The organism is Variovorax sp. SPNA7 (genome assembly GCF_033807855.1).
GTDB classification, from domain to species: Bacteria; Pseudomonadota; Gammaproteobacteria; order Burkholderiales; family Burkholderiaceae_C; genus Variovorax; species Variovorax beijingensis.
On sequence record NZ_CP138513.1, the window covers coordinates 5,105,677 to 5,129,273 of the forward strand.

A 23,597-nucleotide genomic window follows, 5' to 3' on the forward strand; every position below is an offset into this window, starting at 1 on the left:
TGGCCATCGCAAAAAAGACACCGTGTGCGGCTTGGCGGGCTTGATTCCGGACCCGCAGCCTGCGCTATAATCTTGGGCTCGGCACAAAACTGTGCTGAACGGCTCTTTAGCTCAGTCGGTTAGAGCGATGGAATCATAATCCACAGGTCCGCGGTTCGAGTCCGTGAAGAGCCACCAACACTACTTTTGCGGTTGTCCGCTTAAGTCAAAAAGCCCTAAGTAAATCAACTACTTAGGGCTTTTTTGTTTGGACCTTCGCACGCCGTGGGCAAGGGCCCGGCGGCGCAGCAAAGCCCTGCGGCCTATACGCCGCCCAGGCTCACCAGCACCCAGCCGGATTCATCCAGATGGAAATTGGCTTCATGGCCGTGCCCCTCACACCTTCATGCCGCCGGCAGCCGCCACCCTGCGGTAGTCCAGCCACCTGCGTCCGCCGATCGCGTAGATGAGCACGGCCCACGCCAAGGCGCCGAGTGGCTGATACGTGAACACGATGCCGGTGAACACGATGTTGAACAGCATCGCGAAGTAGAAGAACGGGTTGATCGTGCCGTAGTACCGCGTGTCGTCGCCGACTTGCACACCCATCACGATCTTGCCGCCGTTGAGAAACCAAAGCCGTGTGGCCTTCTCCGTCTCGACGCCGTCCTGCAAGAAGTTGTTGAGCTTGCGGTCGATCATCACGTTTGTCAGCGTCTTGTCGCCGATCTGGATGAGCGAATACTTGACCACCTCGTTCTTCATGTTCACGGTCGACTCGCCCAGCCGCTTGAGCCTGCCTTCGATCAGTTTCATTGCGTCCCCTCCTTCAGTTCTTGTCGATCTGCTTGATGAGGACGGACGCCTTGGGCGTACCGATGGGGTTCGCATAGAGCGTCGCCAGCACGGGCCAGAACTCCGGCCCGATAGCGCCGTTGTCATCGCCAAAGCCCTTGAAGTGGGTTGCAAGGCCCAAGGCATGCCCGATCTCGTGGATGACGATGGCGCCGTCTGCCACGCACTGCGCGTTGTCCAGGTTCATGTACATCCGCCCGGTAAGTTCGCCCGGGCTGAGCAAGGAAGCGGACCAGCCGCCGCCAAAGGGCGCATCGCTGACGTTCGCGCAGAAGCCCTGCGGATTGGCGCCGGCCGGCAGGTAGGCCGTGCCCTGGCGGAACACGATGCCGCGGGTGATCGTCGCCTCGGCGGCGGCGGCAATGCTGGTGTGGTCGAAGACGGCGAACCCGAGCTTGGCTTCGATCTCGTCCATCGCAGGCACCGCGCGGGCTTCGCCATTGGTCTTGACCGGGATAGGCAGGTTCCAGCGCTTCACCACGCCTGCGTACCGGCCGTTCCACGGGTCGCCGGAGCTGGAGAGATTGGTGGAATCGACGAGGCTGAGGATTTCGGCATCGGTCGGGCTGGCGGAAGCAACTGGCGCCACGGGCTCGGCTGGAGCCTGTGTCCCAGGTGTTGCCGGTGCCGTGGGCGTCGTCGTTTGCGCCGGGGTGGAAGGAAGCCCTGCGACAGGACCCATCGGCACGCCGCCGCCTCCACTTCCGCCGCCGCAAGCCGCCAACACGAGAGCGGTGCTCAAGAAAACCATCCTGCTTTTCATTTTTTGATCCCTGATTTCTATCGATAAAAAGGCCAAAGTGACATTTTTGGCTCGAGAGAATCATAATCACAAAAGGTCAAAATGGCCTTTTTCAGGGCGGCAATGAGCATCGATGAATGCTGCTGTCCATCCACCATCGCCGATACGAAGTCCTGCGCAAGCACCTGCGTGCGATACGGCTTACCGCAGGGCTAACGCAGGCCGAACTGGGCGCGCGGCTGAAGGTCGACCAGTCCTATGTTTCGAAGGTCGAACGGGGCGAGCGATACATGGACGTCCTGTTCTATCTGGACTGGTGCCGCGCCTGCAAACTCCGACCGGAGAGCACTATCGTGGATCTGATAAAGGCGGGGGCATAGCAGTCCACGGCTGACATGCGGTCAACCATGCCGCGCGTGGTGGCGGCCTACGGGTTTGCTGGGTCAGCAATGAATGGCAGCTTGGCATCCCGGCCAGACAGATGCCGCCAGGTGCGGACATTCGCCTCACGGATCAGATGTGACAGACTCGTGGTGCGAACGCCAAGAGTCCACCAGCCCGTGCGCGAGATCGAATGCAACGTCCGATCCGAGTCGACGGGTATCGCGGCTACAACGAGACATCGAACCGACGGCGGAAGTCGCCTGGCGTGCATCCTTCAATGCTGCGAAAGAACTTGGTGAAGTTGGTCGCCTCATCGAAGCCAAGCCGCTGCGCGATGGCGGAAATCGGCATCTCCGTGTGCACGAGCAAGCGCTTGGCTTCCAGCGCAAGGCGCGAGGCGATAAAGGCCTTCGCACCGACGCCAGTCACCGCACTGCAGATGCGAGTGAGGGTCTTCTCAGAACATCCCATGGCATGTGCGTAGCGCGAAACGTGATGCCACTCATGCACCTTCGCGTCCAAAAGCCGTTTGAAGAGACGAAAGCGCTCCGGCGCGTCGGCCGATTTTCCGGCGGGCGGCTGTTGCTCGGCGTGAAAGATGTGCAGCCGCATCACGAGGGTTGCCAGTTCACTCTGGAGCAGCCAGTTCAGCAGCGGTTGCCGGGCTTCGAGCGCGCACTCCTCCTCAAGCCGCGTGAGCGTGTTGGCCAAGAACCGACCCGTCGACCGGTCGAGGCGCAGATGGCCAGGAAGCGCATCAATCAGTTCAGGCATCTGAAGGCGTTCCTCGCCTTGCGAAGCCTGCAGCAGTTCGGGTCGGAACAGCAGGAGGTTTGCGTCCCAGCGGCTTCCCGGGCCGAAGCGGTGAACCTGTCCGGGCCGGATGGTCAGCAGCGATCCGGCGCCACACTCTATGTGACTGAAATCCACCACGGCGCGGCATTTTCCGCGTTTGACGTGCACGAACATGTGAAAGTCGTAGCGATGGTGACGCTGTAGGTGGGCTCGGGGCACCCTGCGTCTCAGGTCCGACATCGAGAAGACCTCGAGATCCAGCGCTCTCTCGGCCGAGGGCCGATATTCGACCTGTTCGATATCGATGGGTCTCGTTCCGCGCGGCATCGACCCATTGTGTCCGATATTCACCATGCGGCAACCGACTTTGATCGTGTCGAACATGCCGGCAACTCAAACAATATGGGAACAAGGGCGTCGGGCGGCCCCCATGCCCCGGCTCCCATCCTGATAGACAGTCCGAGGCGACAGATGCAAACCACAAACCGACAGTTCATGGCCCGCTTCGTGGAGTTCATCAACACCGCGGACCCGCGGCTCGCCACAGAATTGGTTGCTCCGGACGCCGTGTTTCACGTTCCTGGGCGCGCCGAACCCGTGCACGGGCCACAAGGCTACCTGGAGATCATCGGGATGATGCGCGGCGGATTCCCCGACATTCAATGGACTCTCGAGGAAACCGTCATCGAAGGTGATGTCATCGCGGCGCGATTCACGATGCGCGGGACGCACCGCGGAGCTTTTTTTGGCGTGCCTCCCTCCGGCAAGACGATTGCCGTGCAAGCGCTGAACATCTATCGACTCTCGACCGGGAAGATCGTCTCCGAAGTGGGGCAACCGGACTTGCTCGGACTGATGCAGCAGATCGGCGGGTTGCCGCGTTCCTGAGGCCCCAAGTCTGGACCAAAGGACCGCCCGATCACCGATGCTTCTGGCCGAACTCGGAAGTCTAGCCTTGAGCAGCGACAGTCCGCTTCCGCTGCGTAGCCGCCTTCGCAATACCGCCACACGCATGCGTCTTCAAACAACGCTCAACCCAACTCCGCCCACTCCGCCCGAAGCCTCTCCAACTGCCCTCGCACTTGATCGACCAACGGACCCGCCCGGCGCGCCGAAAGCGCCAGCCACAGGGTGGCGCGAGTCATTGCCACATAGAGCAATCGCAACTCGTCGGCAGCAGATTGATGCTTGGCCTCTTCAAACGCATCAATCGCACCGACCAGGACATGGGAGAACTCCAGTCCCTTGACGCTGTGGGCAGTCAAGATCCGCACTTCATCGTCGGCCCATTGCAGATCGCGCGGCTTGATGGTGCGCATTGACTGGAAGGGAATGCCATGCACACGCAGGGCCTCTTCCAGAGGCTCCATCGCCGCCTTGTAGCGGAACACCACCGCGATCTGTCCCAGCCGCACGCCCTCGGCCTGCAACTGCGCGATGCGCTGGGCCTGCCACAGCGCTTCGGTCCGGGGAGAGTCTGCTTCGTGGAGCACTGGCATCGGGCCTCGGCGCCCCGCCGAGTCGGGCCGAACGACGGATACCGGCGCGTCATCGTTTGCGCCATCCAGCAGCACACCGAGTTCGCTGTCGTTCATGTCGGCAGCGGAGTCGGATGCCGGACCTTGAGGCATCAACTCGCCTGCGCACCGCAGCGCCAGGCTCAGCACTTCCGCCGTATTGCGGTAGTTGGTGCGCAGGATGGTGCTGCGACGGCCGCCAACCACATCGATGCCAAGGGCCTTGAAGGGCGTCTTTCGATTCTGCTTCTTGTAGATTGCCTGGGCATGGTCGTAGAGGACCAACAGCGCCTTTGTGGCGGGGTTGACCAGTTCCACCGCCATCCGCAGCCAGGCGTCCTCGAAGTCGTGCGCCTCGTCGATCATCACGGCCGTGTATTGGCCCTTGGGTACGAAGCCGCTTGCGAGTGCACGTTCAACGGTGGCAGCCAATTCGGTGAAGTAGGCGTCGGCCGGGCTGCGCGGTGCCTTCACTTCCAGTTGGTAGGTGCGCACCATGTCCTCGCACCAGCTATGGAACGAGCGCACCACCACACCGTGGTCGGCTCCGTCGACTCCCCGCTGCTGCAAGAGGTAGGCGATGCGCTCGGCAAGCGCGCGGTTGTAGCAGAGAACCAGTACAGGCCGCCCGACCGCCGCGGCCGCCTTGGAGAGATGCTGGGCACGGAACACCAGGATCATGGTCTTGCCCGATCCGGCGACACCGTGGATGACCCGATGGCCATCACCCATGCGGCGCGCTTCGCGTTCCTGCTGCATGTCCATGACGTGCATCATGTCGTGCATGCGAATGGGGCCGTTGGGCTTCGCCTCGCCCAGCTGAAGCGCCGCTTGCTGCGGCTCCACGCGCAGGGTCGGGAACAAGTGCCAGCGCACACGATCCTGTTGCGGCAGGGTCAGCGTATGCGGGAAGTTCACCTGCATCATCGACCACAGCCTCTGGCTGAAGAGCTCTGTGTCCGTGTCGTCCTCCAGATCGTCACGCAGCAGCGTTCGTTCTGGCGGGAAGATTTCCGCGAAGCCGGGGTCCGACACGCTATCGCGCTTGAGATTCACCAAAGCGCAGCCCCAGCCCCATGGGAACAGCAGCTTTCCCTTGAAACGTCCCTCCGCAGCCACCAGCGCCGAATCAAGCTGCATTCGATCGACAAGTGCAAGCACGTGCTGGCGCGCCTGGGCCAGCGGATGGGGGCTGGTCACCACGCCCCGCTCCACATTGAGCTGCACACGATGCTTGTCAGCGCCGGCCAGCGTGCTTCGCTTCCAGTCCTTGACTTCCAGCACCAGCAAGCCCTGTCGCGGGCTCAGGATCACGAAGTCAGGCTGCAGGCCCGCATCGCCAATTGGGAGGTCGTGCCAAACCAGATGGTCGTCCGGCAAGTGGCGTTTCAGCGCCTCGAAGAGCTTGCGCTCACCTGTGTTGCAGCGAGCATGAACGGTTGTTTTGCCCTGAGGGAAGTAAGCCATGCGTGCGCCCTTAAGACCGGGTCCGCTCGCCGCTGGAGGACCAAGGGCTTTGCGGGCAACGGCTCCATCATCGATCGGTAACTGATTGTGATCGAAGCGGCAAAGGCCTCCGCCCCAACCGCCGGGCCTTGGCGAAATTCGTGATGTATGTCACGAATCCAGCCCGCTTTTTCGAGACGCCCGTTCCAGGCGGCACCGGTTTTTCCACCGCCCCGCCCCCCTGCCCATTCCGCAGGCAACCTAGTGCCAACCCCCGTCAATGCTGGCTCTGGCGACTCCGGTCCTCAGACAACCCACAGAGTTGTGCACAGAAAAAAGGAACAAGTCATCAATTTGACTTGAGCGGCCGCTTCATCCCGCTTTGCGAAAAGTCAGGTTGATGCGCCGGCTGCCCAGCAGCGCGTGCGGCCGGTCTTCGAGCGGCAGCACGCCGTGGTAGCGCAGCCGGTCGGGCCCGCCCCACACCACCACGTCGCCATGCACCAGCGGAATGCGCGCGGCCTTGTCGCTGCGGGCGAGTCCGCCGAAGAGAAAAGTGGCTGGCATGCCGAGCGACACCGAGACGATGGGCGCGCCGTAGTCGCGCTCGTCCTTGTCCTGGTGCAGCGACAGCCGCGTGCCGGGCTCGTAGCGGTTCACCAGGCAGGCGTCGGGCTGGAAGCCCGCAAACCCGGCCTCGGCGGCCGAGGCCTGGGCCAGGCGCGCAAAGGCCGCTGGCATGGCGGGCCACAGCAGGCCCGTTTCGGGGTCGTGCTCGCCATAGCGGTAGCCGCGCCGGTCCGAGATCCAGCCGAGCCGGCCGCAGTTGGTCATGGCGACCGACATCGTGAAGCCGCCGGGGGTCACCAGCTGGCGGAAGGCGGCGCGCCGCTCGACCTCGTGCAGCGCGGACAGCAGTTCGTCGACATAAGGCAGCGCGAATCCGCGCAGCACGAATGCGCCGGGGCCGATCGCCTCCTTGCCGCGCGGCAGTGCGGCGTCTTCGGGGTCATCGGAAAAAAGATCGAAGGTCACGACACCGCGATTTTCTCGCGCGGCGGGCTGCCTGCCGCGGCCGCTGCCACCAATCGCCCCAGGGTCTGCATCGCCTTTTCGCTGTGCGCATCCCAGGCATGCCCGTAGTTCAGGCGCAGGCAGTGCGCGAAGCCGCGCGTGGCCGAGAAGATCGGCCCGGGCGCCACGCTGATGCCGCGCTCCAGCGCCTGCGCATGGATGGCGAGCGCATCGACCTGCGCCGGCAGCTCGACCCACATGAAGTAGCCGCCCAGCGGCCGCGTGGCGCGCGTGCCCACAGGAAAGTAGTGGCCCACTGCCTGCGCAAAGCTCGCCTGCTGCACGGCCAGGACCTGGCGCAGCTTGCGCAGGTGCTTGTCGAGGCCGCCTTTTTCCAGGTAGCTTGCGAGCGCGAGCTGCGCGGGCACGGAGGTGCTGAGCGTGGTCGTCAGCTTCAGCCGCGCCACGTTGCGCGCAAAGCGCCCGGCCGACGCCCATCCGATGCGGTAGCCCGGTGCCAGGCACTTCGAGAACGACGAGCAATGCAGCACGAGGCCCTGCGTGTCGAAGGCCTTGGCCGGCGGCGGGCGGCGGTCGCCAAAGTAGAGCTCGGCGTACACGTCGTCCTCGATCAGCGGCAGCGCATGCCGCGCGAGCAGTTCGACCAGCGCCTTCTTCTTCGCGTCGGGCATCAGGCTGCCGAGCGGGTTCTGGAAGGTGGTCATGAGCCAGCAGGCCTTGGGCTGGTGGGCTGCAATGGCCAGCTCCAGCGCAGCCAGGTCGATGCCTTCGCCGGGATGCGTCGGCACCTCGATGGCGCGCAGGCCCATGCGCTCGAGCGCCTGCAGGGCCGCATAGAAGGTGGGCGATTCGACGATCACCGAATCGCCGGGGCGCGTGACCGCCGCGAGGCACAGGTTGAGCGCCTCCAGCGCGCCGTTGGTGACGACGATCTCGTCGGCCGCGACCTGCATGCCGTCGCCCAGGTAGCGCAGCGCAATCTGCCGGCGCAGCGCCGCGCTGCCGGGCGTGAGGTCGTCCACGGTGCTCCACGGGTCGAGCGACTTGGCGCTCGCGGCCATGAACTGGCCCAGCCGCGCCAGCGGAAACAGGAGCGGGCTCGGAAACGCCGAGCCGAAGGGAACGACCTTGCGCGACATGCTGGCTTCGAGAATGTCGAACACGTGGTCGCTCACGTCGAGCGACCTGGGCCCCTCGGCCGGGCGCGAGGTGAGGTTGGCCTCGGGCGGCGCATCGCGCAGCCCGCCGCCGGTGACGTAGTAGCCCGAGCGGTCCCGCGCGCGCACCAGGCCGCGCGCCTCCAGCAGGTAGTACGCCTGGAACACGGTGGAGGCGCTCACGCCCCGGCTCTCGCCGGTGTGCCGCACCGAGGGCAGCCGGTCGCCGGTCTTGAGCGTGCCGTGGCGGATCGACGCCTCGATGTCTGCGGCAAGGGCTTCGTAGCGCTTCATGGCGGGGCGGTCTTCATTCGGTGGGGGGACTTTATCTGCTCCGGTGATTTGGTTCGGATCTGCATCTGTTTTTTTGGCTGCGCTTGCGGCACAGTCGGTGCATGTCCAATCTCATGCGCGCGGTACGCGCGGTTCTCTGGAGTTTCATCGGGCTGGGCGGCCGCCGCGCGGATGCCGACCGGCGCACCGCACAGGTGGGGCTGCTGCCGCTGGTCGGCGTTGCGCTGGTCACGGTGCTGCTGCTCATTGCGGGGCTGCTGGCGCTGGCGCACTTCGCGGCCGGCACATGACGAAGAACAACGCCGCCCGCCGCCTCGCGGCCATCGCATTGCTGCTGCTGGGCCACGGCATCTGCGCCATGGCGGCCGCACCGGCCACTCCGGCCGCCTCTTCCGCCAGCGGCATCGAGCAGCGCGTGGCCGCCTGCATCGCCTGCCACGGGCGCGAAGGCGCGACCACCAATGCCGGCTACTTTCCGCGCCTCTCAGGCAAGCCCGCGGGCTACCTGTTCAACCAGCTGCGGAGCTTTCGCGACGGCCGGCGCTTCAACGCCGACATGAGCTACATGGTGCAGCACCTCTCCGATGCCTACCTGATGGAAATGGCCGAATACTTCGCCGGCCTGGACCTGCCCTACCCGCCCGTCTCGCCCGTGAGCGACGCGCCACCCGCGCAGCTGGCGCGCGGCCGCCAGCTGGCGCTCGAAGGCGATGCGGCACGGCAAATTCCGGCCTGCGTGCAATGCCACGGCGCCGCGCTCACCGGCGTGCAGCCGGCCATTCCGGGGCTGCTGGGGCTGCCACGCCTCTACGTGTCTTCGCAGCTCGGCGCCTGGCTCACCAGCGAGCGGCATGCGCTGGCGCCCGACTGCATGGCCGACATCGGCCGCCGCATGACCACGGCCGACATCAACGCCGTGGCCAGCTGGCTCGCGGTGCAGCCGATGCCGGCCGATCCGAAGCCCGCCGCCTCGCTGCCCGCCGCACTGCCGATGCGCTGCGGCGGCATGCCGAAGTGAGGCGCCGATGAAGATGCGACACCTCGGCTGGACGCTGCTGGTTCTGGTGCTGCTGCTGGGCGCCGCGGCCGGCGGCATCGTCGCGCTGAACCTGCGCGGCGAAGACCCGCTGCCCGAACAGGCCGATGCCTTCGATGCCACGCCGCAGCTGGTCGAGCGCGGGCGCTACCTTGCACTGGCCGGCAACTGCGCCGGCTGCCACACCACGCGCGGCGGCCAACCCTATGCCGGCGGGCTGCCGATCGAGACGCCCTTCGGCACCGTGTATTCGAGCAACCTCACGCCCGACACACAGAACGGCATCGGCAGCTGGAGCAGCGCGCATTTCTGGCGCGCGATGCACAACGGCCGCAGCAAGGATGGCCGCCTGCTGTATCCCGCGTTCCCGTATCCGAACTTCACGCAGGTCACGCGCGAGGACTCGGACGCGATCTACGCCTACCTGCGCAGCGTGCCGCCCGCGCCGGCGCCCAACCTGGCGCACCGGCTGCGCTTTCCCTACGACACGCAGGCCGCGCTGGCGGTCTGGCGGGCGCTCTCCTTCAAGCCCGAGGCTTTCGTGGCGAATGCGGGCAAGCCGGCCGAATGGAACCGGGGTGCCTACCTGGTCGGCGGGCTGGGCCACTGCATCGCCTGCCACGGCAGCCGCGATTCGCTGGGCGCCACGCAGGCGAAGCTGGGGCTTTCGGGCGGGCTGATCGCGGTGGAGAACTGGTATGCGCCATCGCTTGCCGACCCGCACCAGGCCGGCGTGGCCGACTGGCCGACGGCCGACGTGGTGGCGCTGCTCAAGAACGGCGTGGCACCGCGCGGCTCGGTCATGGGGCCGATGGCCGACGTCGTCTTTCGCAGCACGCAGCACCTGAGCGAGGCCGATCTGGCCGCGATGGCCAGCTACCTGAAGGACCTGCCCGGCGTGCCGGCGCAAGCCGCGCCCCCAGTGCGCACGGCCGCCGCACCGGCGCGCCGCGACGCCGGCACCATGATCCGCGGCGCCAAGATCTACGACCAGCAATGCGCCTATTGCCACGGCGATCAGGGCCAGGGAGTGCCCGGCGCCTTTCCGCCGCTGGCAGGCAACCGCGCCGTGAACATGGCGCAGACGACCAACCTGATCCAGGTGATCGCGCACGGCGGCTACCTGCCCTCCACCGCGGGCAATCCGCGGCCCTACGGCATGCCGCCGTTCGGGCAGGTGCTCGATGCGGGCGACGTGGCCGCGGTGCTGACCTTCATTCGCGGATCGTGGGGCAATGACAGCGCGCCCGTGACGCAGCTCGACACGATGCGGCGCTGAAGAGCGGGCAAGCGAGCCCCGGCCAGGCTCAGGCTGCGATGGCCTCGCGCGGCGCGCCCGCTTTGGCCGGCACCGGCATGTGCTGCGCCCAGTCGATGATCTCCAGCGTGCCGTCGGCATGCTCGGCCAGCGCCGTGAGGCTCTCGACCCAGTCGCCGTCGTTGCAGTAGAGGATACCGTCGATGTCGCGCATCTCGGCATGGTGGATGTGGCCGCAGACCACGCCCTGCACGCCGCGCTTGCGGGCCTCGCGCGCCACGGCGTTCTCGAAGTCGCCCACGTAGCTCACGGCGCGCTTGACCTTGCCCTTGAGGTACTTGGAAAGCGACCAGTACGGCAGCCCCATGCGCGCGCGCAGCGAGTTGAGGTGGCGGTTGAGCTTGAGCGTGAATTCGTAGAGCGAATCGCCCACGTGCGCGAGCCACTTGGCGCACTGGATCACGCCGTCGAACAGGTCGCCGTGGATGATCCAGAGCTTGCGGCCATCGGCGGTCTCGTGGATCCATTCTTCGGCCACGTCGATGCCGCCGAAGTTGTGGTTCAGGTACTTGCGCGCGAATTCGTCGTGGTTGCCGGGGATGAAGATCACGCGCGTGCCCTTGCGCGCCTTGCGCAGCAGCTTCTGGATCACGTCGTTGTGCGCCTGCGGCCAGTACCAGTTCCGCTTGAGCTGCCAGCCGTCGATGATGTCGCCGACCAGGAACAGCGTCTCGCACTCGGTGTGCTTGAGAAAGTCGAGCAGCGCGCGGGCCTGGCAGCCGGGCGTGCCCAGGTGCAGGTCGGAGATCCAGAGCGTGCGGCAGCGCAGCGGCGGGCGCGCAAGATCGTCGTCCTCCGGCTCGGGGGCCCGGGTCGCGGTGTCGCGCCATGCGCGCAGGAAAGCATCGTCGCGTTGCATGGACGGGTAGGCTCCCACCAACGCGTGACCGGGCGATGGCGGTCCCGTGACATATCGATGACGCCGAAGCCGGCGCTTCGGGGGGCGTCCCTAACAGCGTTGGATTTCCACGGTCGAGTGCCGGATTTCCTCGTGCATCGAGAAGCAGGCCCTCACCTCGTCGGCCGTGAGCGTGGGCGAGTGCGTCACCACCGTGAGCGCGCAGGCATAGGCCTCGCGGCCCACGCGCCACACGTGCAGGTCGGCCACGCGGGTTTCCGAATCGGCCAGCATCGTTTCGACGCCTTCGCGGATCTCGGCCGTCACGGGGTGGTCCATCTCGCGGTCGAGCAGCACCTTGCCGGTTTCCTTGAGCAGGCCCTTGGCCCACACGGCCACCAGCACCGCGCCGACGATGCCCATCACCGGATCGAGCCAGGACCAGCCGAAGAACCAGCCGCCGAGCAGCGCGCCGATGGCCAGCACCGAGGTGGCGGCATCGGCCACCACGTGCAGGTAGGCGGAGCGCAGGTTCAGGTCGTGGCCGTGCGCATGGCCATGGTCGCCGTGGTGATGGTGCGCATGGCCATGGTCGTGCCCATGCCCGTGATGGTGCGCCGACCCCAGCAGCCGCGCGCAGACCAGGTTGACCACCAGCCCGAGCACGGCCACCGCCACGGCTTCGCGGTAGTGGATGACCGAGGGCGAGAGGAGCCGCTCGATCGAGCCCACCACCATCAGCGCCGCAACGCCGAGCAGCATCAGCGCGCTCGCAAAGCCGCCCAGCACCTCGATCTTCCAGGTGCCGAAGGCAAAGCGCGGATCGCGCGCATAGCGCCGCGCCGCCGCATAGGCGAAGGCGCTCAGGCCGATGGCCAGCGCATGCGAGCTCATGTGCCAGCCGTCGGCCAGGAGCGCCATGGAGTTGGACCACCAGCCGGCGCCGATCTCGACCACCATCGCGGCAAGGGTGATCCACATCACGAGGCGGGTGCTGCGCTCGGCCGATTCGTTGCCTGCGCCGAAATGATGGTCGTGCTGCCAGGCACTCAGGTCATGGGTATGCATGGGTTGTCAGGTTCCGAAGAGGTCTTGTCCGTCGGAGCGGCTCGAAGGCGGCGTCACGCCCAGGTGGCGGTAGGCCGCCAGCGTGGCGATGCGCCCGCGCGGGGTGCGCTGCAGGTAGCCCTGCTGGATGAGGTAGGGCTCGATCACGTCCTCGATGGTGTCCCGTTCCTCGCCGATGCTGGCGGCCACGTTGTCCAGGCCCACGGGGCCGCCGTCGAAGCGGTGGATCACGGCTTCGAGCAGCTTGCGGTCCATCAGGTCGAAGCCCTGCGGGTCGACGTCGAGCATGGCAAGCGCCTTGTGCGCGATCTCTTCGGTGATGCGGCCGTTGCCCTTCACCTCGGCATAGTCGCGCACGCGCCGCAGCAGGCGGTTGGCGATGCGGGGCGTGCCGCGCGAGCGGCGCGCGATCTCGAAGCCGCCGGCCGCGTCGGTGTCCACCTTGAGCAGCCCGGCGCTGCGCCGCACGATGAGCGCGAGCTCCTCGGGCGTGTAGAACTCCAGCCGCGCCACGATGCCGAAGCGGTCGCGCAGCGGGTTGGTGAGCATGCCGGCGCGCGTGGTGGCGCCCACCAGCGTGAAGGGCTGCAGGTCGAGCTTGATGCTGCGCGCCGCGGGGCCCTCGCCGATCATGATGTCGATCTGGTAGTCCTCCAGCGCGGGGTAGAGGATTTCCTCGACCACCGGGCTCAGGCGATGGATCTCGTCGATGAAGAGCACATCGTTGGGCTCCAGGTTGGTCAGGAGCGCCGCCAGGTCCTTGGGCTTCTCGAGCACCGGCCCGGAGGTCTGGCGCAGGTTGACGCCCAGCTCGGCCGCGATGATGTGCGACAGCGTGGTCTTGCCAAGGCCGGGCGGGCCGAACAGCAGCACGTGGTCGAGTGCTTCCTTGCGCTTGCGCGCCGCGCCGATGAAGATCTCGAGCTGCTCGCGCACCTTGGCCTGGCCGACGTATTCGTCCAGCAGCTTGGGGCGCAGCGCCCGCTCGATGGCCTCTTCCTGGGGCGAAGCGGGGGCGGCGGACACCACGCGGGGCGGGGCAGGGGCGAAATCGTCGGTCTGGATGGTCATGGAATGAGAGGCTGCAAGGGCAAGTTTAGTGCCTGCCACACTGGCAGAATGCTTCGGCCATATAACAAACGAGGGGAAGCCGGCACGTGTCGATCTACGAACTGAAACCCCGGTTCCAGGGCCTGCTGCGGCCGCTCGTGGGGCGCCTGCATGCCTTGGGCGTCACCGCGAACCAGGTCACGCTGGCCGCGTGCGTGGTTTCGGTCGCGCTCGGGCTCTGGCTTTTCTTTGCGGCGCCGTCGCTGGCCGCCTTCGGACTGATCCCGGCCTGGATGTTCGTGCGCATGGCGTTCAACGCCATCGACGGCATGCTGGCGCGCGAGCACGGCCAGCAGAGCAAGCTCGGCGCCTTCCTCAACGAACTGACCGACGTGGTCTCCGATGCCGCGCTGTACCTGCCGTTTGCGCTGGTGCAGCCGTTCAGCCCGTTCTGGGTCGGCACGGTGATCGTGCTGGCGGGGCTGAGCGAATTCGCGGGCGCGCTGGGCCCCACGGTGGGCGCCTCGCGCCGCTACGACGGGCCGCTGGGCAAGAGCGACCGCGCCTTCGTGTTCGGCGCGCTCGGCCTCTATGTGGCGCTGGGCTGGCCGCTGCCGGGCTGGGCGGCGTGGCTGATGCCGCTGGCCGCGGCGCTCGTGGCCTGGACGGTGGTCAACCGCGTGCGCCGCGCGCTGGCCGAGGCGGCGTAGACCGGCACACGACGAACAAACATATAAATAGCGACAGGGATCCGATGACCGATACAAGCACCCATCCACAACGCATTCCGCAGGAGCGCCAGTTCCGCACGCACGACGGCGAATCGCTCTTCTACCGGCACTGGCCGGCCACCGGCGGCGCACGGCGCGGCGCCATCGTGCTGTTCCACCGCGGCCATGAGCACGGCGCGCGCATGGCGCACCTGGTCGACGAGCTCGACCTGCCCGACTTCGACTTCTTCGCGTGGGACGCGCGCGGCCACGGCCGCTCGCCGGGCCAGCGCGGCTACAGCCCGAGCTTTGCCACGTCGGTGCGCGACGTGCAGACCTTCGTCCAGCACATCGGCAGCGCGCACGGCGTGGCGGAGCACGACATCCACGTGATTGCGCAGAGCGTGGGCGCCGTGCTGGTCTCCACCTGGGCGCACGACTACGCGCCCAAGGTGCGCGGCCTCACGCTGGCCTCGCCGGCCTTCAAGGTGAAGCTCTACGTACCCTTTGCACGCGCCGGGCTCGGGCTGATGCACAAGCTGCGCGGCCTGTTCTTCGTCAACAGCTATGTGAAGGCGAAATTCCTCACGCACGACCCCGAGCGCATCGCAAGCTACGAGAGCGATCCGCTGATCTCGCGCCCCATCGCAGTCAACATCCTGCTCGGCCTGTATGAAGCGGCCGACCGCGTGGTGGCCGATGCCAACGCCATCACGCTGCCGGTGCAGCTGCTGATCTCGGGCTCGGACTGGGTGGTGCACCACAAGCCGCAGCACCAGTTCTTCGAGCGGCTGGGCAGCGCCGTCAAAACCAGGCTCGAACTGCCGGGCTTCTTCCACGACACGCTGGGCGAGAAGGACCGCGCGCCGGCGGTGCAGGCGATCCGCGAATTCATCCTGCAGCTGTTCGACCAGCCGCCCGCGCCGGTCGACCTGCGTGCCGCGCACCTGGCTGGCAACACCGCCGACGAATCGCGTGCGCTGGCCGAGCCGCTGGCGCCGCTGTCGGCACGCGGCGCCTACTGGGGCATGACGCGCGCCAGCCTGCGCCTGGGCGGCATGCTCTCGCGCGGCGTGAAGCTCGGGCACGACACCGGCTTCGATTCGGGCAGCACGCTCGACTACGTCTACCGCAACGAGCCGAAGGGCAAGGGCGCGCTGGGCCGCTCCGTCGACAAGACCTACCTGAACTCGATCGGCTGGCGCGGCATCCGGCAGCGCAAGATCCACGTCGAGGAGCTGATCCGCATCGCGATGGAGCGCCTGGCCGAGATGCACCGCGAAGTGCGCGTGATGGACATCGCGGCCGGCCACGGCCGCTACGTGCTCGACGCGGTGCTTGCGAGCCCCGTCAAGGCCAGCTCGATCCTGCTGCGCGACTACAGCGACATCAACGTGCGCGACGGCCGCGCGCTCATCGCCGAGAAGGGCCTGGAAGACGTGGCGCAGTTCGTGCAGGCCGACGCCTTCGACCGCATCAGCCTGGCCACCGTGACACCACGGCCCACGCTGGCGGTGGTGTCGGGCCTCTACGAGCTGTTCCCCGACAACGAGATGGTGCAGCGATCGCTCGCGGGCGTGGGCGATGCGGTGGAAGACCGCGGCTACCTGGTCTACACCGGCCAGCCCTGGCATCCGCAGCTCGAGATGATTGCGCGCGCGCTCACCAGCCATCGCCAGGGCGAAGCCTGGGTGATGCGCCGCCGCACGCAGGCCGAGATGGACCAGCTGGTGGAGGAAGCAGGCTTCCGCAAGATCGACCAGCGCATCGACGAATGGGGCATCTTCACCGTCTCGCTCGCGGTGAGGGTCGCGTGAGCCCAGGGCTGCGCGCCAGATGAACCCCCCGCCCGCACAACGGCCCTGGAAGCGCGCAGCCGCCTGGCTCGTGTTCCTGGGGCCGCTGTTCTATGCGACCTACGGCCTGGCCAACTGGTGGGCCACCACGCGCGCGCAGGTGCCCTCGATGGCCTTCGAGTGGGAGCGGCAGCTGCCGTTCTGGGCCTGGACGATCTTTCCGTACTGGACGATCAACGTCTTCTACGCGCTCTCGCTCTTCTTGGCGCGCAGCAGGCACACGCTCGACCGGCATGCGCTGCGGCTCGTGAGCGCGACGCTCATTGCCTGCACCTGCTTCGTCATCTGGCCGCTGCATTTCAGCTTCGGGCAGCCGGCGGTCGAGGGCGCGCCGGCCTTCCTGTTCAACGCGCTGCGCGGCTTCGACCAGCCCTACAACCAGGCGCCGTCGCTGCACATCGCGCTGGCGGTGATCCTGTGGGACTGGTACCGGCAGTTCCTGCGCGCCGCGTGGGCCAGGCTGGTGCTGCATGTGTGGGCGTTCGCGATCTGCGCCTCGGTGCTCACGACCTGGCAGCACCATTTCATCGACATTCCGACCGGCGCGCTGCTCGGGCTGTTCTGCGTGTGGCTGTGGCCGCTGGAGCGCACGGTTTCGATGCCGCGCGCCTGGCGCTTCACGCGCGATGCGCAGCGCTGGAAGCTCGCGGGCTTCTACACCGTGGGCGCGGCGCTGTTGCTCGCGGCGGCCATGCAGCTGGGCGGCGTGGCGCTGTGGCTCGCCTGGCCTTCGGCCTCGCTGGCGCTGGTGGCGCTCAACTACATCGGCTTTGGCGCCCGCGGCTTCCAGATGAACGGCCAAGGCCGCATGGGCTGGGCGGCGCGCTGGCTGCTTGCGCCCTATCGCCTGGGTGCGGCCGTCAACGCATGGCTCTGGACGCGCAGGCTGCCGGCTTTCGTCGAAGTGGTGCCGGGCCTGCTGCTCGGGCGGCGGCCCACGCGCGCCGAATGGATGGCCGCCGGCCGGCCCCGTCTCGTGAGCCTGTGCGCCGAACTGCAAATGCCGGCCGGCGTGCCGCATGCGCGCTGCGTGCCGATCCTCGACCTGACCGTGCCGCCGACCGTGCGCCTGCAGCGCGCGGCCGCGGTCATCGAAGGCCAGCGCCGCAATGCCGATGGCGCGGCCGTGTGGGTGTGCTGCGCGCTGGGTTTTTCGCGCAGCGCCGCCGCCGTGATCGCCTGGCTGGGCCGCTATGGCGCGGTGGGCGGACTGGCGCAGGCCGAGGATGCCGTGCGCCTTGCGCGTCCGCAGATCGTGCTGCGGCCGGCGTGGCGGATATCGCTCGCGCCCTTGGGCACCGCCGCTTCGGGAGCCCCGCCCCATGACTGACAGCGAACGCGCCACCTGCGCATCGCTGGCCGCACTGCTGCGCGCCGCGGCGGTGCTGGCGGCCTGGGGCTTCGCGCTCACATGCATTGCGGCGCTGGTGCTCGCGCTCACGCTGCGCTCGCTGTCGAGCACGGCCACCGTGGGCTTTGGCGCGGTGCTGCTGCTGGGTGCGCTCGAGCGCTATTTCGCGTTCAGGCTGCGCTTCGACCAGGCGCTGTTCGCCGACCTGGCGCGTGGCGCGATCGCCTCGCTGGACGCGCTCGACACCGCGCTCGACCGGCTCGGGCTGCGCAATGCAGAGGCATCGAAGGCTCCGCGCCCGCTCGACGACCGCGTGCAGGGCACGCGCCAGCTCGTGCAGCGGCATGCCATCGTGGTCGCCTGCCAGAGTGCGATGTTTCTTCTTGCCTTGATGACACAGGATCTCTCTTGACCGAAGAAGACCACAACAACAAAGACCGCCGCCCCGAAAGCACGGTGCTGCGCCGCGCACTGGCCGTGGTCGCGGGCAAGCTCATCATCGGCGCGGCCGGCCTCCTGACCGGCGTGCGCGCCATCTGGAGCGGCACCACGCCCAAGGCCGAGCAGACGCTCTACTTCGCCAACCACACGAGCCACGGCGACTTCGTGCTGCTGTGGGCCACGCTGCCGCCCGACCTGCGCGCGCTCACGCGGCCGGTGGCCGGGCAGGACTACTGGATGGCTTCCAAGGTGCGCCAGTTCATCGGCGCCGACGTGTTCAACGCGCTGATGATCCGGCGCGACGGCTCGGGCCAGGGCGGGAACCCGGTCGAGCAGATGAAGGAGGCGCTGGACGGCGGCGACTCGCTCATCATGTTCCCCGAGGGCACGCGCAACACCGGCGACGAGATCCTGCTGCCGCTCAAGAGCGGCCTCTATCACCTGGCGCGCGCCTGCCCCAATGTGCGGCTGGTGCCCGTGTGGATCGAGAACCTCAAGCGCGTGTTGCCCAAGGGCACGCTGGTGCCGATTCCGCTGGCGTGCACGGTGCGCTACGGCACGCCGATCCGGCTCGAAGAAGGCGAAGACAAGAATGCCTTCATCGCCCGCGCGCGCGCCGCCATGCTCGACCTGCGGCCCGAGTACGACCGCCTGCCCGAACAAGAAAAAGCAGCAGCTGCAACGCCATGAACATCTCCGCTTCCACCCAGACCACGCTGCAATTGTTCGGCGGCGTAGCCGGCGTGCTGATCCTTGCCTCGGCCATTGGCGCGCTGCTCAAGTGGCGCGTGGCGGCGGGGCAGCCGAACTCGGTGATCGACAACCTCAACGCGCGCGTCAACGCATGGTGGGTGATGGTTGCGGTGATCGGCCTGGCCTTCGCGTTCGGCAAGGGCGGCGTGATCGTGCTGTTCTACCTGATCTCGTTCTATGCGCTTCGCGAGTTCATCAGCCTGGCCTACACGCGGCGCGGCGACCATCATGCGATTGCGGCGGCCTTCTACATCGGGCTGCCGGTGCAGTATTTCCTGGTGTGGATCGACTGGTACGGGCTCTATTCGATCTTCATCCCGGTCTACGCCTTTCTCGTGCTGCCGATTCTTGCGGCCGTGGGCGGCGACACGCAGCGCTTCCTGGAGCGCACCTCCAAGATCCAGTGGGGCCTGATGGTCTGCGTGTTCTGCATCAGCCACGTGCCCGCACTGCTCACGCTGCAGATCCCCGGCTTCGAAGGCCGCAACCTGCTGCTGATCGCGTTTCTCGTGATCGTGGTGCAGGGCAGCGACGTGCTGCAGTACGTCTGGGGCAAGCTCTTCGGCAAGCGCAAGGTGGCGCCCGAGCTCTCGCCCTCCAAGACCTGGGAAGGCCTGGTCGGCGGCGTGGCCAGCGCCACGGCGCTGGGCGCGGCGCTCTACTGGGCCACGCCGTTCAACCCCTGGCAGGCCGCGCTGATGGCGCTCACCATCTGCCTCATGGGCTTCTTCGGCGGGCTCGTGATGTCGGCCATCAAGCGCGACCGCGGCGTGAAGGACTGGGGCTCGATGATCGAGGGCCACGGCGGCATGCTCGACCGGCTCGACTCGGTGATCTTCGCGGCCCCGATCTACTTCCATGCATTGCGCTACTGGTGGGTGCCGTGAGCACGAGCCAACGCGTTCCGCACGACACGCCCATCGAGTGCACCAGCGCCGCCGCATGGGAGCGCTGGCTCAAGCGCCACCATGCCGCCGCGGCCGGCGTGTGGATCCGCATGGCCAAGAAGGCCAGCGGCATCGCCTCCATCGACCACCCCGCGGCGCTCGAGGTGGCGCTGTGCTACGGCTGGATCGACGGCCAGCGCAAGGGCGACGGCGAGCAGTATTTCCTGCAGCGCTTCACCCCGCGCACGCCGCGCAGCACCTGGTCGAAGATCAACCGCGACAAGGTCCTGAAGCTGATCGATGAAGGCCGCATGCAGCCCGCCGGCCTGGCCGAAGTGGAGCGCGCCCGCGCCGACGGCCGCTGGGATGCGGCCTACGACGCCCAGAGCATCGCCACCGTGCCGCCCGACCTGCAGGCCGCGCTCGACGCCAACCCCAAGGCCGCCGCCTTCTTCGCCAAGCTCGATTCACGCAACCGCTACGCGGTGCTGTTCCGCACGCAGGGCGCGAAGAAGCCCGAGACGCGGGCAAGGCGCATCGCGCAGTTCGTGGAAATGCTCGCGAAGGGCGAGAAGATCCACCCCTGAGCGGGGCCCGCGCCCTCCTTATTTCGCCAGCGCCTTCAGCGCCAGCTTGATCCCCTCGCTCACCGTCGCGTCCTTCGGCAGCGCCTTGAGCGCCAGCGCGGCTTCCTTGTCGCTGTAGCCCAGCGCGACCAGCGCCTGCAGGATGTCGGCCTGCGCGTCGGTGGCCGCATGGGCGGGCAGGCCGATGTCGGCGCCCAGCTTGCCCTTGAGCTCGAGCAGCAGCCGCTCGGCGGTCTTCTTGCCGATGCCCGGGATCTTCACGAGCCGGCCGAGTTCCTGCGTCGTGATCGCCTGCGACAGCTCGCCCACGCTCATGCCCGACAGCAGGCCGAGCGCGGTGCGCGGGCCCACGCCGGTGATCTTGATGAGTTGCCGAAAGGCCGCACGCTCCTCGGCGGTGCCGAAACCGTAGAGAATCTGCGCGTCCTCGCGCACCACGAAGTGCGTGAGCAGCGAAACGCGCTCTCCGGTGCCGGGCAGGTTGTAGAACGTGCTCATCGGCACATCGACCTCGTAGCCGACGCCATTGCAGTCCACCACCACCTGCGGTGGGTTGCGCTCGGCCAATACGCCGGTGAGTTTGCCTATCATGGGTGCCCTTTTTCCTTGAAATGTCCGGCGTGATTCTGCGACACACCTTTGCTCCTCCCAACAACTCGCGCCTGGGCCACCTGTGCGGCCCGCTGGACGCGCACCTGCGCCGCATCGAGGAGGCCCTGGGCGTGAAGATCGCGCACCGCCACGAGCAGTTCAAGGTCGACGGCCCCAAGGCCGCCGCCCAGCGCGCCATGGATGTGCTGCAGGCACTTTACGAAATCGCGCAGCGCCCGATCGATGCGGCCGTGGTGCAGCTCACGCTCGCGGGCGACGGCTCGATGAGCGACGAGGATTCGGCCATGCTCGTCACCCGCCGCGCCGACCTGCGCGCGCGCACGCCCACGCAGGCGCTGTACCTCGACAACATCGCCAAGCACGACATCACCTTCGGCATCGGCCCGGCCGGCACCGGCAAGACGTATCTTGCAGTGGCCTGCGCGGTCGATGCGCTGGAACGCGCAGCGGTGCAGCGCATCGTGCTCACGCGGCCGGCGGTGGAAGCGGGCGAGCGGCTCGGCTTCCTGCCGGGCGACCTGACGCAGAAGGTCGACCCCTACCTGCGCCCGCTGTACGACGCGCTCTACGACCTGATGGGCTACGAGAAGGTGCAGAAGGCCTTCGAGCGCAATGCGCTCGAGATCGCGCCGCTGGCCTTCATGCGCGGGCGCACGCTGAACAACGCCTTCGTCATCCTCGACGAAGCGCAGAACACCACGGTCGAGCAGATGAAGATGTTCCTCACGCGCATCGGTTTCGGCGCCAAGGCGGTGGTGACGGGCGACGTGAGCCAGATCGACCTGCCCAAGCAGCAGCTGAGCGGGCTGATCGATGCCGAGCGCGTGCTCAGGCGCGTGAACGGCATCTCGATCACGCACTTCACCAGCGCCGACGTGGTGCGGCATCCGCTGGTGGCCAAGATCGTCGATGCCTACGACGGACAGCGCAAGCGCAGCGGGGCGCATTGAGATGGCGCTGCCCGCACTGTCCCTTTCGCTGCAGTTCGCGCGCTTCAAGGGCGTGGAACGGCACCGCGCCGCGCTGCCGCGCCACAGCGTCGCGCGCTGGATCCGCCATGCACTCGAGATCGACGCGGAGATCACGGTGCGCATCGTCGATGCCGAGGAAGGCCAGCGCCTGAACCGCGAGTTCCGCGGCAAGGACTACGCCACCAACGTGCTGACCTTCGACTACACCCAGAGCCCGATGGTGATGGCCGACCTGGTGCTGTGCGCGCCGGTGGTCGCGAGCGAGGCGAAGGAGCAGCGCAAGACCCTGGCTGCGCACTACGCGCACCTGCTGGTTCACGGCACGCTGCATGCGCAGGGCTGGGACCACGAGACCGGCGAGGCCGACGCCGAGGCCATGGAGGCGCGCGAGATCGAGATCCTCGCGGGCCTCGGCATCCGCAATCCGTACGGCCGCTGAGGCCGCGCGCGGCGGCGCTACGCCATCTGCAGCGGGATGGTGACCGGCCCGTCGTTCACCAGGTGCACCTGCATGTCGGCGCCGAACTCGCCGGTGGCCACCACCGGATGCGCGGCGCGGGCCCGGTCCACGAAATAGTCGTAGAGCCGCCGCCCCTCGTCGGGCGCCGCCGCCTGCGTGAAGCTGGGCCGGTTGCCGCCGCTCACGTCGGCGGCCAGCGTGAACTGGCTCACCACCAGCAGGCCGCCGCCGATGTCCTGCACGCTGCGGTTCATCTTGCCCGCCTCGTCCGAAAAGATGCGCAGCTTCAACAGCTTGGCAAGCATGCGGTCGGCCATCGCGTCGGCATCGCCGCGCTCGGCGCACAGCAGCACGAGCAGGCCGGCGCCGATGGCGCCGACGGTCTGCCCTGCGATGTCGACGCGCGCGCTGGCCACGCGCTGGACGATGGCCTTCATGCGGCTTCTTCTTCCTCGATGTGCGGGCCGCGCGCTTCCATGCCCAGGGGCAGCAGCTGGATGGTCACGCGCAGGCCCGGCACGGCGTCCATCAGCGCCTGTTCCAATTCGTCGCGCATCGCGGCGGCATGCTGCAATGTCCACTCGCCGGGCACATGCATGTGCAGGTCGGCAAAGCGGCGCTGCCCCGCGCGCCGCGTCACCATGTCGTCGAAGCGCATGCGCGTGCCTTCCGGCATGCGCGCGGCAAACTGGTCGAGGGTGGTTCGCAGCGTGGCAATGGTCTCGGGGTCGAGGGCCTCGTCCATCAGCCCCTGCGACGAGCGCCACACCAGCCTGACGCCCTCGCGCACGATGTTGAGCGCAACGCCGATGGCCAGCACCGGATCGAGCCAGAGCCAGCCGCTGAAGTGCACGGCCGCGATGCCGACCACCACCCCGGCCGAGGTCCACACGTCGGTCATCAGGTGCCGCGCATCGGCTTCGAGCGCAATCGAGCGGTGCGCTCGCGCCGCGCGGAACAGCACAAGGGCCAGGGCCGCGTTGAAGCCCGAACTGACCACCGACAGCCCGAGCCCCCAGCCCAGCTGCTCCAGCGGCTGCGGCGAAAGCAGCCGCTGCACCGAGACCCAGAGGATGGCGGCTGCGGCGCCGACGATCAGGATGCCCTCGAAGCCCGAAGAGAAATATTCGGCCTTGTGGTGGCCGTAGGGATGGTCTTCATCGGCCGGTCGCGAAGCGATGGTCACCATGCCCAATGCGAACATCGCGCTGGCCAGGTTGACGAAGGACTCCATCGCATCGGAGATCAGGCCCATCGAGTTGGTCACATAGCCCGCCAGTCCCTTGAGCAGGATGGTGACGAGCGCAACCGCCACGGAAACACGAAGCAGCGTCTTGGGCGTGAAAGTCATGCAGGAAAGGCGTTGGCGATAAAAGTCGGCAAGAATGCGGCAAAGGTCCGCATCCGCGATCGAATTATCGAGCGCGGCCTCCATCCGCCGACTCCATGTATTTA

At 67.3% G+C, this 23,597-nt stretch carries 26 protein-coding genes and 1 tRNA gene; 15 read left to right on the forward strand and 12 right to left on the reverse strand.

What is annotated here, in order from left to right; all coding sequences use genetic code 11:
- Window positions 1–100 precede the first annotated feature (100 nt).
- Window positions 101–177, forward strand: a tRNA-Met gene (locus tag RZE77_RS23880).
- 198 nt (window positions 178–375) lie between these two features.
- On the opposite strand, the gene RZE77_RS23885 is transcribed toward RZE77_RS23880, so the two are convergent.
- Together RZE77_RS23885 and RZE77_RS23890 are read right to left on the reverse strand one after the other, a co-directional pair.
- Window positions 376–795, reverse strand: a complete 420-nt coding sequence (locus tag RZE77_RS23885) for a hypothetical protein (protein WP_319439559.1) — start codon at window positions 793–795, stop codon at window positions 376–378.
- 13 nt (window positions 796–808) lie between these two features.
- A complete protein-coding gene (locus tag RZE77_RS23890) occupies window positions 809–1,576 on the reverse strand; it encodes a zinc metalloprotease (protein ID WP_319439560.1) in 768 nt (255 codons plus the stop codon).
- A 137-nt stretch (window positions 1,577–1,713) separates the two neighbouring features.
- Between RZE77_RS23890 and RZE77_RS23895 the strand changes: the two genes are divergently transcribed.
- A complete protein-coding gene (locus tag RZE77_RS23895) occupies window positions 1,714–1,956 on the forward strand; it encodes a helix-turn-helix domain-containing protein (RefSeq protein ID WP_319439561.1) in 243 nt (80 codons plus the stop codon).
- Between the two features lie 229 nt (window positions 1,957–2,185).
- Here RZE77_RS23895 and RZE77_RS23900 read toward each other — a convergent pair whose 3' ends face one another.
- The gene (locus RZE77_RS23900) at window positions 2,186–3,139 is read right to left on the reverse strand and encodes an AraC family transcriptional regulator (RefSeq protein ID WP_319439562.1); all 954 of its coding nucleotides are present in this window, start codon (window positions 3,137–3,139) and stop codon (window positions 2,186–2,188) included.
- A gap of 111 nt (window positions 3,140–3,250) precedes the next feature.
- Here RZE77_RS23900 and RZE77_RS23905 point away from each other — a divergent pair, with 111 nt between their 5' ends.
- A complete protein-coding gene (locus RZE77_RS23905; RefSeq protein WP_319439563.1) occupies window positions 3,251–3,643 on the forward strand; it encodes an ester cyclase in 393 nt (130 codons plus the stop codon).
- Between the two features lie 143 nt (window positions 3,644–3,786).
- Here the strand turns inward: RZE77_RS23905 and RZE77_RS23910 are convergent, their stop codons facing one another.
- The 3 genes from RZE77_RS23910 to RZE77_RS23920 form a co-directional block, all read right to left on the reverse strand.
- Window positions 3,787–5,739: a 3'-5' exonuclease gene (locus RZE77_RS23910; protein ID WP_319439564.1), complete on the reverse strand. Its 1,953-nt coding sequence runs from the start codon at window positions 5,737–5,739 to the stop codon at window positions 3,787–3,789.
- Between the two features lie 351 nt (window positions 5,740–6,090).
- Window positions 6,091–6,753 carry a DNA oxidative demethylase AlkB gene (gene alkB / locus RZE77_RS23915; protein WP_319439565.1) on the reverse strand — a complete coding sequence of 221 codons (663 nt, stop codon included), beginning with the start codon at window positions 6,751–6,753 and terminating at the stop codon, window positions 6,091–6,093.
- A complete protein-coding gene (locus tag RZE77_RS23920) occupies window positions 6,750–8,204 on the reverse strand; it encodes an aminotransferase-like domain-containing protein (protein WP_319439566.1) in 1,455 nt (484 codons plus the stop codon). Before RZE77_RS23920 ends, alkB begins: the two co-directional genes overlap by 4 nt.
- Window positions 8,205–8,305: 101 nt before the next feature.
- Here RZE77_RS23920 and RZE77_RS23925 point away from each other — a divergent pair, with 101 nt between their 5' ends.
- From RZE77_RS23925 to RZE77_RS23935, 3 genes are read left to right on the forward strand one after another with little or no spacing between them, the layout of a single operon-like run.
- The gene (locus RZE77_RS23925; protein ID WP_018906214.1) at window positions 8,306–8,494 is read left to right on the forward strand and encodes a DUF2970 domain-containing protein; all 189 of its coding nucleotides are present in this window, start codon (window positions 8,306–8,308) and stop codon (window positions 8,492–8,494) included.
- Window positions 8,491–9,222 (forward strand): c-type cytochrome, encoded by a 732-nt coding sequence (locus RZE77_RS23930; protein ID WP_319439567.1) that lies wholly within the window; start codon window positions 8,491–8,493, stop codon window positions 9,220–9,222. The genes RZE77_RS23925 and RZE77_RS23930 overlap by 4 nt, the downstream gene beginning before the upstream one ends.
- A gap of 7 nt (window positions 9,223–9,229) precedes the next feature.
- Window positions 9,230–10,519, forward strand: a complete 1,290-nt coding sequence (locus RZE77_RS23935; protein WP_319439568.1) for a cytochrome c — start codon at window positions 9,230–9,232, stop codon at window positions 10,517–10,519.
- Window positions 10,520–10,547: 28 nt separating this feature from the next.
- On the opposite strand, the gene RZE77_RS23940 is transcribed toward RZE77_RS23935, so the two are convergent.
- From RZE77_RS23940 to ruvB, 3 genes are all read right to left on the reverse strand, one after another.
- Window positions 10,548–11,417 carry a UDP-2,3-diacylglucosamine diphosphatase gene (locus RZE77_RS23940; protein WP_319439569.1) on the reverse strand — a complete coding sequence of 290 codons (870 nt, stop codon included), beginning with the start codon at window positions 11,415–11,417 and terminating at the stop codon, window positions 10,548–10,550.
- A 90-nt stretch (window positions 11,418–11,507) separates the two neighbouring features.
- Window positions 11,508–12,464, reverse strand: a complete 957-nt coding sequence (dmeF, locus tag RZE77_RS23945) for a CDF family Co(II)/Ni(II) efflux transporter DmeF (protein WP_319439570.1) — start codon at window positions 12,462–12,464, stop codon at window positions 11,508–11,510.
- Between the two features lie 6 nt (window positions 12,465–12,470).
- Complete coding sequence (gene ruvB, locus RZE77_RS23950; RefSeq protein WP_319439571.1) at window positions 12,471–13,535, reverse strand: Holliday junction branch migration DNA helicase RuvB; 1,065 nt, start codon at window positions 13,533–13,535, stop codon at window positions 12,471–12,473.
- A gap of 86 nt (window positions 13,536–13,621) precedes the next feature.
- Here ruvB and RZE77_RS23955 point away from each other — a divergent pair, with 86 nt between their 5' ends.
- The 7 genes from RZE77_RS23955 to RZE77_RS23985 are packed head-to-tail and all read left to right on the forward strand — an operon-like array spanning window position 13,622 to window position 20,099.
- Window positions 13,622–14,224: a CDP-alcohol phosphatidyltransferase family protein gene (locus RZE77_RS23955; RefSeq protein WP_319439572.1), complete on the forward strand. Its 603-nt coding sequence runs from the start codon at window positions 13,622–13,624 to the stop codon at window positions 14,222–14,224.
- Window positions 14,225–14,268: 44 nt separating this feature from the next.
- Window positions 14,269–16,041 (forward strand): bifunctional alpha/beta hydrolase/class I SAM-dependent methyltransferase, encoded by a 1,773-nt coding sequence (locus RZE77_RS23960; protein ID WP_319439573.1) that lies wholly within the window; start codon window positions 14,269–14,271, stop codon window positions 16,039–16,041.
- Between the two features lie 19 nt (window positions 16,042–16,060).
- Window positions 16,061–17,410 carry a phosphatase PAP2/dual specificity phosphatase family protein gene (locus RZE77_RS23965; RefSeq protein WP_319439574.1) on the forward strand — a complete coding sequence of 450 codons (1,350 nt, stop codon included), beginning with the start codon at window positions 16,061–16,063 and terminating at the stop codon, window positions 17,408–17,410.
- Window positions 17,403–17,843: a hypothetical protein gene (locus RZE77_RS23970; RefSeq protein WP_319439575.1), complete on the forward strand. Its 441-nt coding sequence runs from the start codon at window positions 17,403–17,405 to the stop codon at window positions 17,841–17,843. The genes RZE77_RS23965 and RZE77_RS23970 overlap by 8 nt, the downstream gene beginning before the upstream one ends.
- On the forward strand, window positions 17,840–18,562 hold the full coding sequence (locus RZE77_RS23975; protein ID WP_319439576.1) for a lysophospholipid acyltransferase family protein: 723 nt from the start codon (window positions 17,840–17,842) through the stop codon (window positions 18,560–18,562). Before RZE77_RS23970 ends, RZE77_RS23975 begins: the two co-directional genes overlap by 4 nt.
- Window positions 18,559–19,512: a phosphatidate cytidylyltransferase gene (locus tag RZE77_RS23980; protein ID WP_319439577.1), complete on the forward strand. Its 954-nt coding sequence runs from the start codon at window positions 18,559–18,561 to the stop codon at window positions 19,510–19,512. The genes RZE77_RS23975 and RZE77_RS23980 overlap by 4 nt, the downstream gene beginning before the upstream one ends.
- Window positions 19,509–20,099, forward strand: coding sequence for a YdeI/OmpD-associated family protein (locus RZE77_RS23985; protein ID WP_319439578.1), 591 nt, complete (start codon window positions 19,509–19,511; stop codon window positions 20,097–20,099). Before RZE77_RS23980 ends, RZE77_RS23985 begins: the two co-directional genes overlap by 4 nt.
- 18 nt (window positions 20,100–20,117) lie before the next feature.
- Here RZE77_RS23985 and ruvA read toward each other — a convergent pair whose 3' ends face one another.
- Window positions 20,118–20,690, reverse strand: coding sequence for a Holliday junction branch migration protein RuvA (gene ruvA, locus RZE77_RS23990; RefSeq protein WP_319427772.1), 573 nt, complete (start codon window positions 20,688–20,690; stop codon window positions 20,118–20,120).
- Window positions 20,691–20,710: 20 nt separating this feature from the next.
- On the opposite strand from ruvA, the gene RZE77_RS23995 reads away from it, so the two are divergent.
- Window positions 20,711–21,661, forward strand: coding sequence for a PhoH family protein (locus RZE77_RS23995; protein ID WP_185738307.1), 951 nt, complete (start codon window positions 20,711–20,713; stop codon window positions 21,659–21,661).
- Between the two features lies 1 nt (window position 21,662).
- Complete coding sequence (ybeY, locus tag RZE77_RS24000; protein ID WP_319427774.1) at window positions 21,663–22,121, forward strand: rRNA maturation RNase YbeY; 459 nt, start codon at window positions 21,663–21,665, stop codon at window positions 22,119–22,121.
- Between the two features lie 17 nt (window positions 22,122–22,138).
- Here ybeY and dtd read toward each other — a convergent pair whose 3' ends face one another.
- Together dtd and RZE77_RS24010 are read right to left on the reverse strand one after the other, a co-directional pair.
- The gene (gene dtd, locus RZE77_RS24005) at window positions 22,139–22,579 is read right to left on the reverse strand and encodes a D-aminoacyl-tRNA deacylase (RefSeq protein ID WP_018906190.1); all 441 of its coding nucleotides are present in this window, start codon (window positions 22,577–22,579) and stop codon (window positions 22,139–22,141) included.
- On the reverse strand, window positions 22,576–23,493 hold the full coding sequence (locus RZE77_RS24010; RefSeq protein ID WP_319439579.1) for a cation diffusion facilitator family transporter: 918 nt from the start codon (window positions 23,491–23,493) through the stop codon (window positions 22,576–22,578). The genes dtd and RZE77_RS24010 overlap by 4 nt, the downstream gene beginning before the upstream one ends.
- Window positions 23,494–23,597: the final 104 nt, after the last annotated feature.